Raw genomic sequence first — 15,880 nt, 5'->3', positions numbered from 1 at the left:
GGCCCCATCGAGCCGGGGCGGAGCGGTCTACCGGGCCAGGGTGGGCAGGACCTCGGCGGCCACGTCGAGCACCGTGGCCAGGGCGGGCTCGACCCGCTCGCGCGGATGCGCCAGGTAGAGCAGATTCGCCTCGGACTCATCGTCGATGGGCACCGTGACCATATCCGGTTCACGGCTGCCGGTCACCACCGAATCCGAGGTGATCGTCACCCCCAATCCCGCCGAGACCAGTGCGGTGACGGTCTGGGAATCGGGTGCCTCCTGCACCACGTGCGGGGAGAACCCGGCTTTCAGGCACAGCCGCAGGGCGGTTTCGCGCAGGCTCGAGTTCGGATGGGCCGGGAGCATCACGAAGTCCTCATCGGCCAGCTCGGCGATGCGCAGACTCTTCCGCCCCGCCAGCCTGTGCCCGGTGGGCAGGGCCACCGCCGGGTGTTCGACGAGCACGGGGCGCCCAGAGACGCCGGGCGGCTGTGCAGCCCAGCGCACCAGCGCCAGGTCCAGCCCCCCGGAGATCAGTTCGGCCACCCCCTCCTCAGCGAAGACTGTGGAGTGCAGTTCGAACTCGATCCCCGGATACCGCAGCCGCACCTGGGCCACCAGGCGGGCAGCCAGGGACTTCGAGGAGACATTTGAGAAGCCGAACCGGACGAACCCGGCCTGACCACTGGTGGCCCTGCGCACCACCTCCCTGGCCTCCCGCTCATCGTCCAGCAGGCGCCGGGCCGGGTCCAGCAGGGCGTATCCGGTGGAGGTCAGCGCGACACTGCGGGTGGTCCGGGCGAACAGAGAGCAGCCCAGATCCTCCTCCAATGCCCGGATGGTCCGCGATAGCAGGGGCTGCGCCATACCCAGTCGTTCGGCGGCTCGGCCGAAGTGCAGTTCCTGGGCAACAGTCAGGAAGGCACGGGCCTGTTGAACTTCCATGACACATATTGTTGCATATTAGGAATGAATTCCCCTTTGTTTACTTCCAAAAATAGGTTTAATCTGTACCAAGACGACGAGGTCTTGAAAATCGATCCGAGGGAAACCCATGCATGACGACAAAGTAGTCGATCTGACTACGGCCATCCGCACCCATGTCCAACCGGGGTCCAGCATCGCGCTCGAGGGGTTCAGCCATCTGATCCCCTTCGCCGCCGGCCACGAGATCATCCGCCAGGGCATCACCGACCTCGAACTGTGCCGGATGACCCCCGACCTGCTCAGCGACATGCTAGTCGCAGCGGGCGCGGTCTCCTCGATGGTCTGCTCGTTCTTCGCCTCCGGTTCGGCCGGCAGCCTGTACGAACTGCGCCGCCGGATCGAACACCACGACCCGGCCCCGCTGCCGGTATCCGAATACTCCCACCACGCGATGGTGCTGCGCTACCATGCCGGGGCCGCGGGCCTGCCCTTCGTGCCGATCCGCTCCTTCACCGGCTCGGACATCCCGAAGATCAACCCGGAGATCCGGTCGGTGCCCGATCCGTACTCCGGCGGCCGCGCCTACGTCGTGCCGCCCCTGAACCCGGACGTCACCATCATCCACGCCCAGCGTGCCGACCGCCGCGGCAATGCCCAGATCTGGGGCATCACCGGCGCCCAACAGGAGGCCGCCTACGCCGGCCGGAAGACGATCGTCACCGTCGAAGAGGTCGTCGACGACGAGGTGATCCGCGCCGACCCCAACCGCACGCTGATCCCCGCGCACGCCGTCGATGCCGTATGCGAAGTGCCCACCGGCGCCCACCCCTCGTATGTGCAGGGCTCCTATGACCGCGACAACGCCTTCTACCGCGAATGGACTCCGATCTCCAAGGACCCGGAGGCCCTGCACGCCTGGTTGGACCGGTACGTCCGCGGCACCGGCGACCACGCGGAGTACCTGGCGGCGATCGGCGCCGAGCGCCTGGCCGGGCTGCGAATGGCGCCGCGCCCCTCGGGCAGCGTCGACTACGGCCGCCGGATGACCGCCGCACCCTCGAAGCGAAAGGACGCCTGAGATGACCGCTCCCGAAACCACCCCGGCCGCCGACTACTCGCAGACCGAACTCATCGTCTGCGCCGCGGCGAAGATGCTGCGCGGACGCAACACCGTCTTCGCCGGGGTGGGACTGCCCACCCTGGCCGTCGATCTGGCCGCCCGGACCGTCAACCCCGATGTCGAGCTGATCTACGAATCCGGTGTATCCGGTGCCCATCCGGAGGCCATGGCCGAGGGCATCGCGGACTCCGTGGTCGTCTCCGGCGCCGAGGCCGTGCTGAGCATGCAGGGCCTGTTCGGCTATGTGCTGCAGGGCGGCAATGTGGACGTGGGCTTCCTGGGCGCGGCCCAGATCGACCGCCACGGCTCGCTGAACACCTCGTTCATCGGCTCCTGGGACAAGCCGACGGTCCGCCTGCCGGGCTCCGGCGGGGCGGCCGACATCATGGCCAACGCCGGCGAGGTCTTCGTCATCATGCGCCGCCACGACCCGGCCGCCCTGCCCGCGCAGCTGGACTTCGTCACCTCGCCCTCGCCGGTGGCCGCGGCCGCGGACCCCGACGGCATCCCGCCGGTGGGCTACGGGGTCAGCACCGTCATCACCCCGCTGGGGATCCTGCAACGGCCGGACCGGATGGCGGAACTCGAACTCACCCACGTCCACCCCGGCGTGAGCGTCGACGAGGTCCTGGCCCAGACCGGCTGGGACCTGCGGGTCGCCGAGAACCTGAGCCGGACCCAGGAGCCCACCGCGCACGAGGTCCACCTGCTGCGCGACGAAATCGACACCGTGCGCCTCTACCTGCGCTGAAAGGAACAGCATCCATGGAAATCGTCATCTGCGAACCCCTGCGCTCCCCCGTCGGAGCCTTCGGCGGACAGTTCAAGGACGTCCCCGTCCAAGAACTCGGCCGGCAGGTCCTCACCGGTCTGCTGGAGCGCACCGGCCTGCCGCCTGCCGTCGTCGACGATGTGATCTTCGGCCACTGCTATCCCCAGATGGAGGCCCCGGCCCTGGGCCGCGTGGTCGCCCTTGACGCGGGCATGCCGGTGACGGTCCCCGGCCGGCAGGTGGACCGCCGCTGCGGTTCCGGCCTGCAGGCGGTCGCCGACGCCTACGCGATGATCAATGCGGGCTTCGCCGAGGTCGTCATCGCCGGCGGAGCCGAATCCATGAGCCGCGCGCCCTTCTTCAACGAGGAGATGCGCTGGGGCATCCGCCAGGGCAATGTCACGATGAAGGACAGCCTGGTGCGCGGACGCCTGACCGCGGGCGGCTCGGACTACCCGGTGCCCGGCGGGATGATCGAAACCGCCGAGAACCTGCGCGTCGAATACTCGATCGGCCGCGAGGAACAGGACCGCTACGCTGCCGCCTCCCACCGCAAGGCCGCAGCCGCCACCGCAGCGGGTCGGTTCGCCGATGAGATGGTGCCCATCATCCTGCCGGCCACCCGCAAACAGCCGGAACAGCGGGTCGTCCTCGACGAGCACATCCGCCCCGACTCCACCGAGGAGAAGCTCGCCCGTCTGAAGCCGCTGCGGCGCGGGGTCGACCCGGAGGCCACCGTGACCGCCGGCAACGCCTCGGGCCAGAACGACGGCGCCTCGGCCTGCATCGTGACGACCAGGGACCGTGCCGAGGCCCTGGGGTTGAAGGCCTATGCCAAGGTCGTGGGCTTCTGCGTGGCCGGCGTGCCGCCGCGCACCATGGGAATCGGACCGGTCCCGGCGACCGCTGCCGCCCTGGAGCGCGCGGGTCTGAGCCTGGGCGATATCGACCTGATCGAACTCAACGAGGCCTTCGCCGCACAGGTGCTGGCCTGCACTAGGGAATGGGAACTGAGCGAGGCCGATATGGCCGAGCGCCTCAACGTCAACGGTTCCGGCATCTCCCTGGGCCACCCCGTGGGCGCCACGGGCGGCCGGATCCTGGCGACCCTGCTCCACGAGATGGACCGACGCGGGTCCCGCTATGGCCTGGAGACCATGTGCATCGGCGGCGGCCAGGGCATCGCCGCGGTCTTCGAGCGGCTGGAGGCCTGAACCATGGGCGAAGCGCAGACACCGAAAGGCCGGACCGCGGCCGGGACGCCGCCGGAGGGGACCCTGCCCCTGGCCGGGACCACCATCGTGGAGAACGCCTCCTTCGTGGCCGCCCCCACCGCCTGCCTACACCTGGCCAAGCTGGGCGCCAGGGTGATCCGGATCGATCCACTCGGCGGTGGGCCCGACTTCGGCCGCTGGCCGCTGGCCGATAGCGGGGACTCCCTGTTCTGGCACACGGCCAACCGGGCCAAGGAATCGGTCGCGCTCAATATGCGCGACCCCCGCGGCAAGGAATTGGCGCAGGCACTCATCACCGCCCCCGGCGACGATCGCGGCGTGTTCGTGGAGAACAGCGTGGGCCGCGCCTTCCTCGACGATGCGGTGCTGCGCGCGAACCGACCCGATCTGATCCACGTCAAGGTGTTGGGTTCCACCGACGGCGGACCCGCGGTGGACTACACGGTCAACGCGGAATCCGGTATCCCCACCATCACGGGACCGGCCGCGGACCCCCGCCCCACCAGCCACGCCCTGCCGGCCTGGGACCTGCTGTGCGGGCAGATGGCCGCGACCGCCGTGGTCACCGGACTGCTGCAGCGGGCCACCACGGGCCGCGGCGTGTTCGAGGAGATCTCGCTGGAGGACGTGGCCCGCACCTCGGTGGCCGACCTGGGCTGGTACTCCGAGACGCTGCGGGCAGCCGGCGGCCGCCCCAAGGTGGGCAACCACGTCTACGGCACCTTCGGTCAGGATTTCGCCACCCGCGACGGCAGGATCATCGTCGTGGGCATCACCAAGCGCCAGTGGGCCGCACTGCAGAAGGTGACGGGCACCGAAGAGGTGTTCGCCGCCCTGGCGCAGAGCCTGGACGTGGACTTCGCCGACGAGGGCGTGCGCTACACCCAGCGCGAGCTCATCGTCGCAGTGGTCTCCGGCTGGTTCACCGCCCACACCACTGACGAGGCGCTCGCGGCCCTGCGCGCCGCCGGCGGCCTGGCAGCGGCCTACCGCACCCCGACCCAGGTGGCGGCGGCTGTCGGCACGGCGCCCGCCGCCGGACTGTACCGGACCGCTGGGGGCCAACTCGGCGATCTGGTGGTCGGGACCTCGGCCATCCGGGTCGACGGATACGCGCCGCGGGCGGACCGGCCCGTAGTCTTCGGCGCCGACACCCAGCGCGTACTGGCCGAGGATTTGGGCATGAACGACAAGGAGATCGCCGGTCTGCGCGACCGCGGGATCATCTGAAGAAGGGATCAACCATGACGCACAAGCCACGCCCCCGTCCGGGAACACCGCACTATATGACCGAGGACCGCGTCGAACTCCAGGCCATGGCCAGGCAGTTCTCCGACGAAGTCGTCCGGCCCATCGCCAACGAACTTGACCCCGTTGAGGGCCAGTTCCCGGAAGAACTCGTCGCCCAGATGGGCGAGCTCGGATTCTTCGGCATCATGATCCCGGAAGAATACGGGGGCCTCGGCCTGGGCGTCTTCGAATACTGCCTCGTGGCCGAGGAACTCTCCCGGAACTGGATGTCGGTGGCCGGCCTGCTGGCCCGCGGCAATGGCATGGGCGGGGGGTTCACCCCCGCACAGGAGGCCCGCCTCCTGCCGAAGGTGGCCACCGGCGAATACCTGGGCGCCTACGCCCTGTCCGAGGCGGAAGCGGGCTCCGACGTCGCCAACATCCAGTGCAAGGCAGAACGCGACGGCGACGAATGGGTCATCAACGGCACCAAGATGTGGTGTACCTACGCCGACATGGCAGACTACCTCGTCCTCTTCGCCCGCACCTCGGTCGACCCCGACCCGAGCAAACGCCACCGCGGCATCTCCTGCTTCCTCGTCGAGAAGGAGCGCGGGAAGTTCCCCAAGGGCATCAGCGGCAACCCCGTGAAGAAGATCGGCTACTTCGGCTGGCATACCTGGGAGCTGTCCTTCGATGACTTCCGGCTGCCCGCCGATGCGCTGCTGGGCGAAGAGGACCGCGGCTTCTACCTGGCCGTCTCCGGCTTGGAAGTCGGCCGCGCCCACACCGCTGCGCGCTCCATCGGCCTGGCCCAGGCCGCCCTGGACGCCGCGATCGACTATGTGCACGTGCGCAGCCAGTTCGGCCACGAACTGGCCGACTTCCAGCACCTGCGCTTCAAAATCGCCGATATGGCCGCCAGGATCGAGGCCTGCCGCCAACTCATGTACTCCGTGGCCAGCGATATCGACACGGGCAACCGCTGCGACAAAGAAGCGGCCATGGTGAAGTACCTGGCCGGTGAGATGAGCGAGTACGTCACCAGCCAGGCGCTCCAGATCCACGGCGGCGCCGGCTATACGAAGGACTTCCCGGTGGAGCGCTACTGGCGCGATGCCCGCCTGACGAAGATCTTCGAGGGCTCCTCGGAAATCCAGATGCGCATTATCAGCGATCAACTGTTGGGCCGCTGACCCCACCCACAGCACCGACCCGTCACATATGTGGGTTCTCCGGGTGGAGGACCCACATATGTGACGGGTCGGCGTGCTCAGCGGGCCTGTTCGGCCGCCGGGTGCCGGTAGGTCGCCGGGGTGCGCGTCAGTTTGATCGGCGAGGCCACCTGGCGGGACCCGTCGTCGAACTCGACGATCATCCCCCTGTGCGCGGTGTGCGGGTGCTGCACCACCTGGGCCGCGTTCAGGATCGGACCGGCGGGCACGCCGATGGCCATGAGTTCCGCCGCGACCTCCTGCGCATCGTGGTCGGCCAGCAGCCCCTCGAGGGCCTCGCGCAGTTCCGCCCGATGGCCCAGTCGGGCCGCGTTATCACAGAACCGCGGATCGGCGGCGAGGTCAGCGGCCCCCAGGAACTCGACCAGCCGGGCGAACTGCCCGTCATTGCCCGCCGTGATGTAGACCGGGCCCGTACCCGTGAGGTAGGCGGAGTAGGGCGCGATGTTCGGATGGTCGTTGCCCGTCAACCGGGGTTCGGCCCCCGAAGCGAAGTAATTGGGCAGATGCGGGTGCATCACGGAAAGCCCGGAGTCGAACAGCGTGGCCTCGACCCGCTGGCCCGACCCGCTGCGCTGCCTTTCCTGCAGGGCCATGAGGATCCCCAGCGCGGCATTCATACCGGTCACCATGTCCACAGCCGGCATCCCGATGCGCGTCGGCCCCGAATCCTGCGTGCCGTTGACCGACATGAGTCCGGACATCGCCTGGATGATCGCATCGTAGCCGGGCAGTCCGCCCAATGGACCGTCGTCACCGAAGCCGGTGATGCTGCAGTGGACCAGCCGCGGGAACCGCTCGGGAAGCACCGTGACCGGGTCCAGCCCCCACTTCGCCAGGGTGCCGGTCTTGAAGTTCTCCACCAACACATCCGCGCCGGCCAGCAGCTCCTCCAGCTGTGCGATCCCGCCGGGCGTGCGCAGATCGAGGGTGATGCAGTCCTTGTTCCGGTTGATCCCGGCGAAGTAGGCCGACACCCCTTCTCTGATGAACGGCGGGCCCCAGCTACGGGTGTCATCGCCTGACGGCGGCTCGACCTTGACCACGGTGGCGCCGTGATCGGCCAGGATCTGTGTGCAGTAGGGCCCACCCAGGATCCGCGAGAGGTCGACGACGACAATGCCCTCAAGCGCCCCGCTCATCGGGTCCCCGCCAGGATCGATTCGACGGCCGCCCGGGCCCGTTCCCGGTCGAACGGAACGCCCGCGACCAGGTCGTCGATCACCTCGGCGTCGTCGGCGGCGGGTTCCAGCGGATCCTGCGGCAGCAGTTTGTGGCGCACCACCAGGGCCGCCAGGACCAGGCGCGTCCAGTCCCCGGACCGCTGCCCGACGTGGGCGCCCTCCCAGGTCAGGACGATGGCGCTAACCAGGTGGTAGGTCGCCGAGGCCGCCTGCCGGACCCGCTCCTGCTCCGTTCCCATGGGCAGCAGTTCGAGCAGGTGCATGATGCGCCCGGTCAACTCCTCCAGATGCCCGTGCAGCACCGCCGGCACGCTGCCGGCGGGCGCGCCATCACCGGCGGCTCCGGTGCCTGCGGCCTCGGCCAGCAGGTCCTGCAGATGGCCGATCAGCGGTTTGAGCGATTCGGACCGGTGGGCCGCCCTGATCACGTCCAGGGCCACGATGTTCGAAGTGCCCTCCCAGATCGAGCCGAGCTGGGCATCGCGGAAGACACGGGCGTCGCCGAACTCCTCGATGTAGCCCACTCCCCCACGCACCTCCATCGCATCCGCGGTGACCTTGCGCGCGTCGCGGGTCGTGCGGAACTTCAGCAGGGGTGTGAGGATCCGCAGCACCGCGGTGGCACGGGAGTCCCCGGCCTCGGATTTCGCATAGACGTCGGCGGTATGCAAGACCATGGACAGGCCCTGCTCGGTCGGCAGCAGCAGCTTCGCCAGCTGTCGGCGCTGCAGCGGCAGCTTGTTCAGGGTGCTACCGAAGGCCTCGCGGTTGGCGCACACATAACGGGCCTCGGCGAAGGCGCGGCGCATCAGCCCGGCCGAGCGGACCCCGTTGGACAGGCGCGAGGGGTTGATCATATCGGTCATCTGCTTGAAGCCCTGGCCCAGCTCCCCCACCAGATAGGCCGTGGCACCGTCCAGGCTGACCTCGCCCGACGGCATCGAACGGGTCCCCAGTTTGTCCTTGAGCCTGACGATCCGCTGGGCGTTCTGCGTGCCGTCGGGCAGGTGGCGCGGCAGCAAGAACAAGCCGATGCCCTTGATGCCCTCGCCGGCCCCGGCCGGGCGGGCCAGGACCATGGAGAGTTCGGCGTCGACGTTCGAACAGAACCACTTCTGCCCGTGCAACGACCAGGTGCCGTCACCGTTGTCCACAGCACTCGTCTCGATCCGGCCGGTGTCGGAGCCCGCACCCTGCTCGGTCATGAACATCGCGCCCTGGAGCAGGGTGTCCAGATCGGTGCTGGTCAGCCCTGGCAGATAGCGCTCCTGCAGCTGCTGCGAGCCGAACTTCCGCAGCACCCGGGTCAGCGAATCGGTCATGGACACAGGGCATTCCAGTCCGAACTCCGCCTGTGCGAAGAGGTAGAAGAACAGGTATTTGACCACCGGGGGCATCACCTCGGGCCAGCCCAGGACGCCGGGCCGGTGGCTCATCGCCGCCATCCCCAGATCTCCGTATGCCACCTGCTGCAGGGCGCGGTAGGCGGGGTGGACCTCGACGGATTCGAGGTCCTGGCCGGTTCTGGTGCGCGGGCGCAGCACCGGCGGATTGCGGTCGGCGATCCCGGCCAGCTCATCGAGCTCGCCGCCCAGCCGCGGGCCCAGCGCTGTCAGGGTCGGGCGCAGATGTTCCAGCAGCCGGTCGTCGATGTAGAGGGGCAGCAGGCTGCGCAACGAGGTGTCGTCGGCGAACCGGTCGATCCCGAAGCTGTCCGGCACCACCGACGTATCGTCGGCCACGGTCGTATCCACCATAATCTCCTTTGATAGGTTGAAATCAAGCTATCGCGTGGGAGACCGCGGAAACAAAGAGGTTGTGACTATGGGATATAAGCAATGGCTATCGTCGAGCCCAGCCTGAAACGCCTCCGATACTTCGTGGCGCTGGCCGAATACGGCAAGTTCCAGGCGGCCGCCGACGAGGTGGGGATTTCGCAGCCGGCGCTCAGCGCCGAACTCAAACGGCTCGAGGACTTCGTCGGCACGCCGCTGTTCCATCGGGCGCCCGCGACCGTACTGACCGCAGCAGGCGCGGCACTCCTGCCGTACGCCAAGGCGGCGGTGGGCGCCGCCCAGGATTTCAACGCGCGCGCACTGCAGCTGCGCACGGGGGCGGCTTCGACCCTGACCGTCGGAACCGTGATGACCTTCGTCCACCGCGGGCTGCCCGAGGCGATCAGGAACTTCACCCGGCACAATCCGGGAATCATCGTCAAGACGGTTGAGGCGTCCTCGGCCGCGCAGAGCGATATGCTGCTGGGCCACGAGATCGATGTGGCCTGCGGGCACATGCCGCTGGATTCGCCCCTGGTCGACTGCCGTGAGGCCTCGCAGGAGGGATTCTGGCTGTGCACGGGGGCGACCGAGACGGTCACGACCGTCGCGCAGACCGCTAGCCTGCCCTATGTCATCTTCCGGCGCAGCGCCTCTCCCCTGTACTACGAGCACGTGGTGGGGATCTGCCGGGCCGCGGGCTTCGAGCCGCGGATCGAACACGAGACGACCAGCTGGGCCGCCGCCGTCGAGATGGTGGCACACGGGCTGGGCGTATCCCTGGTACCGGGGCCGGTCGCCGGCAGTTACCGCACCGACGCCCGGCTGCGCCTGCACCGGATCGACCGAGGCGCCGAGGCCCCACAGGCCTGGGTTTCCGTGCGCCGGGAGGCGGCCGGGACGCCGGCCGACCGGCTGGCGCGCGGCATCATCCGCGCCGCCGGCCGTGCTGCGGAGTCGGTTACTCCTCGACCATGACGGTGACCGATTCCGCCACGCAGGCGGGACGTTCGGCGCCCTCGATGGCGATCGTGTGTTCCATCACCACCTGGATGCCGGAGGGCTTCCGGTTGACCTCCTTGAGCACGATCGTGTCCTGGACCTTCGAGCCCACCGGCACGGGGCTGGGGAAGCGGACCTTGTTGCAGCCGTAGTTGATGGCCATCTTCATACCGGTGACCTTCTGCACCTGGGCGCCCAGGACGGGCAGCAGGGACAGGGTCAGGAAACCGTGGGCGATCGTCGTGCCGAAGGGGCCGTTCTTCGCCTTCTCCTGGTCGATGTGGATCCACTGGTGGTCGCCGGTGGCATCGGCGAACATGTTGACACGCTCCTGCGTGACCTCGAACCAGTCGCTCTTGCCCAGCTCCTGGCCGACCAGTTCCATCAGGCCGTCATAGCCCTTGATCTCGCGCACCATAATGGTCTCCTTCGTCCTCGTGCGAATCATTGTCGAATCATCGTGCGGATCGTCGTATCGATCCATTGCGTCGATCCTGCCGCGGGTTCCAAGACCCGCTAGTGAGCGTTCGTTCAGCGCTCGACATCATCCTAACCAGTCCCACCAGACGATTCCAAGATGTGGCCGGTGGCGACTTCTGGCACTCTGGGGAATGACCATCCCCTTTGAAGGAGCCCCCTTGTCCTCCCAGATCTTCCTGTACACGGCACTGGGCCTGTACTTCGCCGCCATGCTGTTCATCGGGTACCTCGGCTGGCGCAGGACCAGCGACCACGAGGACTACATGCTGGGCGGGCGGAATCTGCCGCCGTGGGTCGCAGCGATCTCCGCCGGGGCCTCCGATATGTCCGGCTGGCTCATCATGGGACTGCCCGGTGCCATCTACGCGACCGGCCTGATCGAGGCCTGGATCGCCGTCGGTCTGCTCATCGGCTCGTACCTGAACTGGCGGATCGTCGCGCCCCGGCTGCGCTCCTACACCTACATCGCGAACAATTCGATCACCCTGCCCAGCTTCTTCGAGAACCGACTGCGCGATAGGTCCCGGCTGCTGCGCACCGTCTCCAGCATCATCATCCTGGTCTTCTTCACGCTCTACGCCTCTTCCGGAATGGTTGCCGGCGGCAAGTTCTTCGAGAGCTCCTTCGGCGGGGACTACATGTTCGGCATGCTGCTGGTCACCGTCATCACCCTGGCCTATACGCTCTTCGGCGGCTTCCTGGGGGCCTCCATGACGGACGTGGCCCAGGGGCTGATGATGGTCGTCGCCCTGGTCGCGGTGCCCATCGTCGCCATTGTGACAATCGGCGGGTTCTCCCAGACCGCGACGATCGTGGAGACGGTCAGCCCGGCGAACCTGTCCTGGTTGGGCGCCGGCCACTTCGATGCCACCACCGTCGTCATCACCATCGCATCGGGCCTGGCCTGGGGCCTGGGCTACTTCGGCCAGCCGCACATCGTCGTGCGCTTCATGGCGCTGCGCTCGTCCGCCGAGGCCGCCTCGGCCCGCCGCATCGCCACCGGCTGGCAATTCCTGTCCCTGGCCGGCGCCGTGGTTGCGGGCTTCGTCGGCATCGCCTACTTCCAGAAGTTCGGGTCGGCCCCGGCCGACCCGGAGACCGTCGTCCTATTGCTCAGCCAGGTGCTGCTGCACCCCTTCGTGGCGGGCCTGGTGCTGGCGGCCGTGCTCGCGGCCATCATGTCGACCCTGTCCAGCCAGCTCATCGTGTGCTCCTCGGCCCTGGTCGAGGACATCTATCGGGCCTTCCGGCGGACCCCGCCATCGGGCCGGACACTGGTGGTGCTGGGTCGTGTCGGGGTGCTGGTGATCGCGCTGATCGCCATGCTCATGTCGATCAGCCCCAATGACACGATCCTGGGCCTGGTCAGCTTCGCCTGGGCGGGCTTCGGCGCGGCCTTCGGCCCGGTCGTCCTGCTCAGCCTGTTCTGGCCGAAGCTGACGAACTGGGGCGCCCTGGCCGCGATGCTCACCGGCACCGTGGTTGTCTTCGTCTGGCACTATCTGCCCGGGACCCTCTTCGAGCTCTACGAGCTGCTGCCGGCCTTCATCCTGGCCACGGCAGTGGGTATGGTCGTCAGCATGTGCACCCATCGCCACGATCCCGAGATCCACGCGGAGTTCACGGCCGCCGCGGCCGAGGCCTCATCCAAGAGGAGTGCAGCATGAACGTCCCGACCGGTACACCCGTCCCGATCCGTCCGGCCGTCAGCGTCCTGGTCGTGCGCGACGGTTCCTCCGGCCCCGAGGTCTTCGTCCAGCACCGCGTGCAGACGATGGACTTCGCCGCCGGCGCGGTGGTCTTCCCCGGCGGCCGCGTTGATCCGGTCGACTACGCCAGGGCCCAGGCCAGGGCCGCCGAGCAGGGGTTCGACTCCGCACGGTTCGCAGCGCACGAGCGGGCCTGGGCCGCCACCGATATGGCGGCTGTGCCGCTGCACCCTGCCGTGCTGCTGGCCTGCGGCAGGCGCGAGGTGGAGGAGGAGACCGGTTCCCTGTTGCCGAGCGACTGCCTGCTCCCCTGGGCCAACTGGGTCACCCCGCCCGGACCACCGCGGCGCTTCGACACGTACTTCTACGTCGCCCCGGCCTCGGCCGCCGGGCTGCTGCGCAACACCACGACCGAGGCCAAGCGCTCGGAGTGGCTGCCCGCGGCGGTCCTGCTGGAGCGCGGGGGTGCCGGCGAACTGCTGCTCATGCGCCCGACCCGCACGCTGCTCGAAGAACTGGTGGACCTGGGCGGCTGGGATGCGGTGCGGGCTGCGAGCGCGCACCGGTCCATCGTCCCGGTGCGCAATGACCGGCCCCAGGTCTAACCGGCGGGCTCTCAGCCCTTGCGGGCTTTCAGCTGGGCCATCCGGCGGGCCACCACCCGTTCCTGTTCGGCGCCGCCGATGAGCTCGCCGATGGCATCCTGTTCCCTGGCGAAACCGGTCTCCAGGGTCGCGGAGGGGTCGACCGCCAGATTCGTCAGCTCCTTGGCGTAGACCAGCGCCGGACGTGAGCCGGCGGCCAGTTCCCCCGCCAACTCCAGTGCCCGCTGGGCCGCCTGCTCGGCCAGTTCTTCGACCAGGCCCAGGCTCAGGGCCTCGCTGCCCAGCACGGTCCGCCCCGTCATGATGAGGTGCTTGGCCCGGCCCAGGCCCACCAACGGCGGGAGCAGCTGGGTGCCGCACATATCGGGGACCAGGCCCCAGTTGATCTCCATCATCGACAGCTTGGCGTTCGGCTGGGCCACGCGGATGTCCGCCGCCAGTGCCAGCTGCAGGCCCCCACCCATCGCCACGGTGTCGATGCCGGCTACCACGGGGACCTCCAACAACTGCCAGACGTAGACGGCCTGCTGGGCCAGGGCCTTGACCGGTCCCAGGGGCGCGAGGTCCTGCACCAGGTGAGCGGTTCCGTCGACCATTTTGGAGAACTCCCCCATGTCCAGCCCGGAGCAGAAGCCGCGGCCTGTGCCGGTCAGCGCCACGGCGCGCACCTCGGCCCGGCCCCGCAGCCCGGTGCCGGCCTCGACCAGGTCGGCGAAGACCTCGGCGGTCAGCGAATTGAGGCTGTCGGGCCTGTTCAACCGCACATGGGCCACCCCGTCCTCGCGCAGGGTGGTCACGACGGTGCCGTGGGTGGCCGTGGTGGTCTGTTCGTTCATGATGCTCCTTTGCATGGACTGAATCGGCTGCAGGGTCCGCAGCCGTGCGCAGTCGCGCGGCCGGACCATCCACAGCTTAACAAGCGTTCAGCCAGGGGTTCGACTCACCAGGGATTCGGCTCAAGCGGTTCAGGCCAGCAAGAAGACGCCGCGTACGATCGTCACGACCCCGCCCAGGCCGGCCAGGACCACGGCGGTGCCGCGGGCAGTACCCATGGTGACGACCTTCGCCACGGCCCCGCCGATCCACATCCCCACCAGCACGGTGGCCACGATGATCGGCAGGATCCACCAGGGCGGCAGCTGTGCGGTGGTCACCGTGCCGGTGAGCAGTTTGACCGTCACGGAGAAGATGCCCATTGTCATGAAGGTCGGCTGCATGGTCGCGGCGAAGGACCGCTGGTTCCAGCGGGCGAACTTCGAGTAGATCACCATCGCAGGGGCCGCGACTCCCGCCGTGGTGTTGAGGAAGCCACCGATGATCCCGGCCGCGCCGGTGAGTGCGGAGGACGACAGATGCGGCAGGCGGGGTACCCCGAAGGTCAGCAGCAGGCCGATGACCACGATGACGCCGATGATGATGTCGAGCCAGGCGGGGTCCGTGTGCCCCACCAGCGCCGCGGCGGGAAAGGCGCCCACCAGGGCGGCGGGCGCGATGATGAGGTAGCGCTTCCAGTCGACCTCGTGGAAGACCGCCAACATGATCAGGAAGCCTGACACGATGGTCGCGGTGTTCGTCACGAACACGCCCAGTGCGGGCCCCAGCAGCAGGGTCAGCACGGGTGCGACGACCAGTCCCACTCCGGTGCCCGAGAGCCGCTGCAGGATCACCCCGATGAGCACCGCCACAATGATGAATGGCAGCAACGGCACAAAGGACACGTGCCTTCCCCCTTCTCCCCGACTCCGCATCGTCCATCCGACCGCGGAACAGTCCCACCCTGGACCTTCTCATTCTTACATCAGCCCGGCGCGCTCACATCAGCCCACCGGGTCCTTCCCCCGGCCGGGACCGCACCTGTAGGCTGGGCCACATGTCCACCGTCGTACTGTTCCACTCCGCCCTGGGACTGAACCCGGGTCTGCGCGAGATGGCCGAGCGCCTGCGCACAGCCGGCCACACCGTCCACACCCCCGATTACTACTCCGGCCATGTCTTCACCGACACCGCCGCCGGGATCGCCTACCGTGACGAGGCGACCTTCCCCGAATTAGCGCGCCGGGCCGCGGCCGAGGTCGAAGCCCTGCTCGCCGATGTCCCCGAACGCTCCGTGGTGTTCGGCGGCTTCTCCCTGGGGGCGGCGATGGCCCAGTCGATGGGCAAGCGCAATCCGAAGGCCGCGGGCGCACTGCTGTTCCATGCCGGCGGGGCGCCCAAGGCCACCTCTTGGCCGGCCGAGGTCCCCCTCCAGATCCATCACAGCGTCGACGATCCGTGGGTCGAATCGAGCCAGGTGGCGACCCTGGTGGACTCGGTCGCGGGGGCGGGCGCGCAGGCCTCCCACTTCGTCTATCCAGGGTCGGGGCACCTGTTCGCCGACCCCACGACGCCCGACTACGATGCGGCCCTGGCCGAACTCATGTGGGGCAGGGTGCTGCGCTTCCTCGACGCCGAGGTGTGACCCGCCGGTGACACCACGGGGAGAACCACCGGCACGGCCGCGGACGTCACCGCCTCGGATGTAGCGGCCCTCACGGGGTGGATCAGCAGACGTTCAGGGGTGTCGCGCTAGGATTGTTTACAGACTTTTTCAGGCTGTCCGGTCACAGCGCTCACAAATTACGAAC

The 15,880-nt window shown here is 68.4% G+C and carries 15 protein-coding genes; 9 read left to right on the top strand and 6 right to left on the bottom strand.

The window, feature by feature from the left end:
* Positions 1-27: 27 nt before the first annotated feature.
* Positions 28-927, bottom strand: a complete 900-nt coding sequence (locus NQ036_RS07180) for a LysR substrate-binding domain-containing protein (protein WP_257047810.1) — start codon at positions 925-927, stop codon at positions 28-30.
* Positions 928-1,036: 109 nt separating this feature from the next.
* Between NQ036_RS07180 and NQ036_RS07175 the strand changes: the two genes are divergently transcribed.
* Genes NQ036_RS07175 through NQ036_RS07155 form a run of 5 tightly spaced genes read left to right on the top strand, consistent with a single transcriptional unit; the run spans position 1,037 to position 6,462 of the window.
* Complete coding sequence (locus tag NQ036_RS07175; RefSeq protein WP_257047809.1) at positions 1,037-1,987, top strand: CoA transferase subunit A; 951 nt, start codon at positions 1,037-1,039, stop codon at positions 1,985-1,987.
* Between the two features lies 1 nt (position 1,988).
* On the top strand, positions 1,989-2,780 hold the full coding sequence (locus tag NQ036_RS07170) for a CoA-transferase subunit beta (RefSeq protein WP_257047808.1): 792 nt from the start codon (positions 1,989-1,991) through the stop codon (positions 2,778-2,780).
* A 14-nt stretch (positions 2,781-2,794) separates the two neighbouring features.
* Positions 2,795-4,015 (top strand): acetyl-CoA C-acetyltransferase, encoded by a 1,221-nt coding sequence (locus tag NQ036_RS07165; RefSeq protein ID WP_257057978.1) that lies wholly within the window; start codon positions 2,795-2,797, stop codon positions 4,013-4,015.
* Between the two features lie 3 nt (positions 4,016-4,018).
* Positions 4,019-5,266, top strand: a complete 1,248-nt coding sequence (locus NQ036_RS07160) for a CoA transferase (RefSeq protein ID WP_257057976.1) — start codon at positions 4,019-4,021, stop codon at positions 5,264-5,266.
* 14 nt (positions 5,267-5,280) lie between these two features.
* Positions 5,281-6,462 carry an acyl-CoA dehydrogenase family protein gene (locus NQ036_RS07155; RefSeq protein WP_257057974.1) on the top strand — a complete coding sequence of 394 codons (1,182 nt, stop codon included), beginning with the start codon at positions 5,281-5,283 and terminating at the stop codon, positions 6,460-6,462.
* Between the two features lie 77 nt (positions 6,463-6,539).
* Here the strand turns inward: NQ036_RS07155 and NQ036_RS07150 are convergent, their stop codons facing one another.
* Both NQ036_RS07150 and NQ036_RS07145 read right to left on the bottom strand, forming a co-directional pair.
* Positions 6,540-7,643: a CaiB/BaiF CoA-transferase family protein gene (locus NQ036_RS07150; RefSeq protein ID WP_257057972.1), complete on the bottom strand. Its 1,104-nt coding sequence runs from the start codon at positions 7,641-7,643 to the stop codon at positions 6,540-6,542.
* Positions 7,640-9,439 (bottom strand): acyl-CoA dehydrogenase family protein, encoded by a 1,800-nt coding sequence (locus tag NQ036_RS07145; protein ID WP_257057969.1) that lies wholly within the window; start codon positions 9,437-9,439, stop codon positions 7,640-7,642. The genes NQ036_RS07150 and NQ036_RS07145 overlap by 4 nt, the downstream gene beginning before the upstream one ends.
* A gap of 84 nt (positions 9,440-9,523) precedes the next feature.
* On the opposite strand from NQ036_RS07145, the gene NQ036_RS07140 reads away from it, so the two are divergent.
* Positions 9,524-10,438: a LysR family transcriptional regulator gene (locus tag NQ036_RS07140; RefSeq protein WP_257057967.1), complete on the top strand. Its 915-nt coding sequence runs from the start codon at positions 9,524-9,526 to the stop codon at positions 10,436-10,438.
* On the opposite strand, the gene NQ036_RS07135 is transcribed toward NQ036_RS07140, so the two are convergent.
* Positions 10,422-10,910: a MaoC family dehydratase gene (locus NQ036_RS07135; protein WP_306427869.1), complete on the bottom strand. Its 489-nt coding sequence runs from the start codon at positions 10,908-10,910 to the stop codon at positions 10,422-10,424. The two genes, NQ036_RS07140 and NQ036_RS07135, sit on opposite strands and share 17 nt — an antisense overlap.
* A gap of 190 nt (positions 10,911-11,100) precedes the next feature.
* On the opposite strand from NQ036_RS07135, the gene putP reads away from it, so the two are divergent.
* Both putP and NQ036_RS07125 read left to right on the top strand, forming a co-directional pair.
* Entirely contained in the window at positions 11,101-12,609 is a 1,509-nt protein-coding gene (gene putP, locus NQ036_RS07130) for a sodium/proline symporter PutP (RefSeq protein ID WP_257047799.1), read from the top strand.
* Positions 12,606-13,256 carry an NUDIX domain-containing protein gene (locus NQ036_RS07125; RefSeq protein WP_257047798.1) on the top strand — a complete coding sequence of 217 codons (651 nt, stop codon included), beginning with the start codon at positions 12,606-12,608 and terminating at the stop codon, positions 13,254-13,256. Before putP ends, NQ036_RS07125 begins: the two co-directional genes overlap by 4 nt.
* 11 nt (positions 13,257-13,267) lie before the next feature.
* On the opposite strand, the gene NQ036_RS07120 is transcribed toward NQ036_RS07125, so the two are convergent.
* Positions 13,268-14,092, bottom strand: a complete 825-nt coding sequence (locus tag NQ036_RS07120) for an enoyl-CoA hydratase-related protein (RefSeq protein WP_257057966.1) — start codon at positions 14,090-14,092, stop codon at positions 13,268-13,270.
* 129 nt (positions 14,093-14,221) lie between these two features.
* Complete coding sequence (locus tag NQ036_RS07115) at positions 14,222-14,974, bottom strand: sulfite exporter TauE/SafE family protein (protein ID WP_257047796.1); 753 nt, start codon at positions 14,972-14,974, stop codon at positions 14,222-14,224.
* A 152-nt stretch (positions 14,975-15,126) separates the two neighbouring features.
* Here NQ036_RS07115 and NQ036_RS07110 point away from each other — a divergent pair, with 152 nt between their 5' ends.
* Complete coding sequence (locus NQ036_RS07110; protein ID WP_257047795.1) at positions 15,127-15,714, top strand: dienelactone hydrolase family protein; 588 nt, start codon at positions 15,127-15,129, stop codon at positions 15,712-15,714.
* Positions 15,715-15,880 lie beyond the last annotated feature (166 nt).

The organism is Brevibacterium sp. 91QC2O2 (assembly GCF_024580695.1).
Lineage (GTDB): Bacteria > Actinomycetota > Actinomycetes > Actinomycetales > Brevibacteriaceae > Brevibacterium > Brevibacterium moorei.
This window is presented reverse-complemented; position numbering and strand designations above follow the sequence as displayed.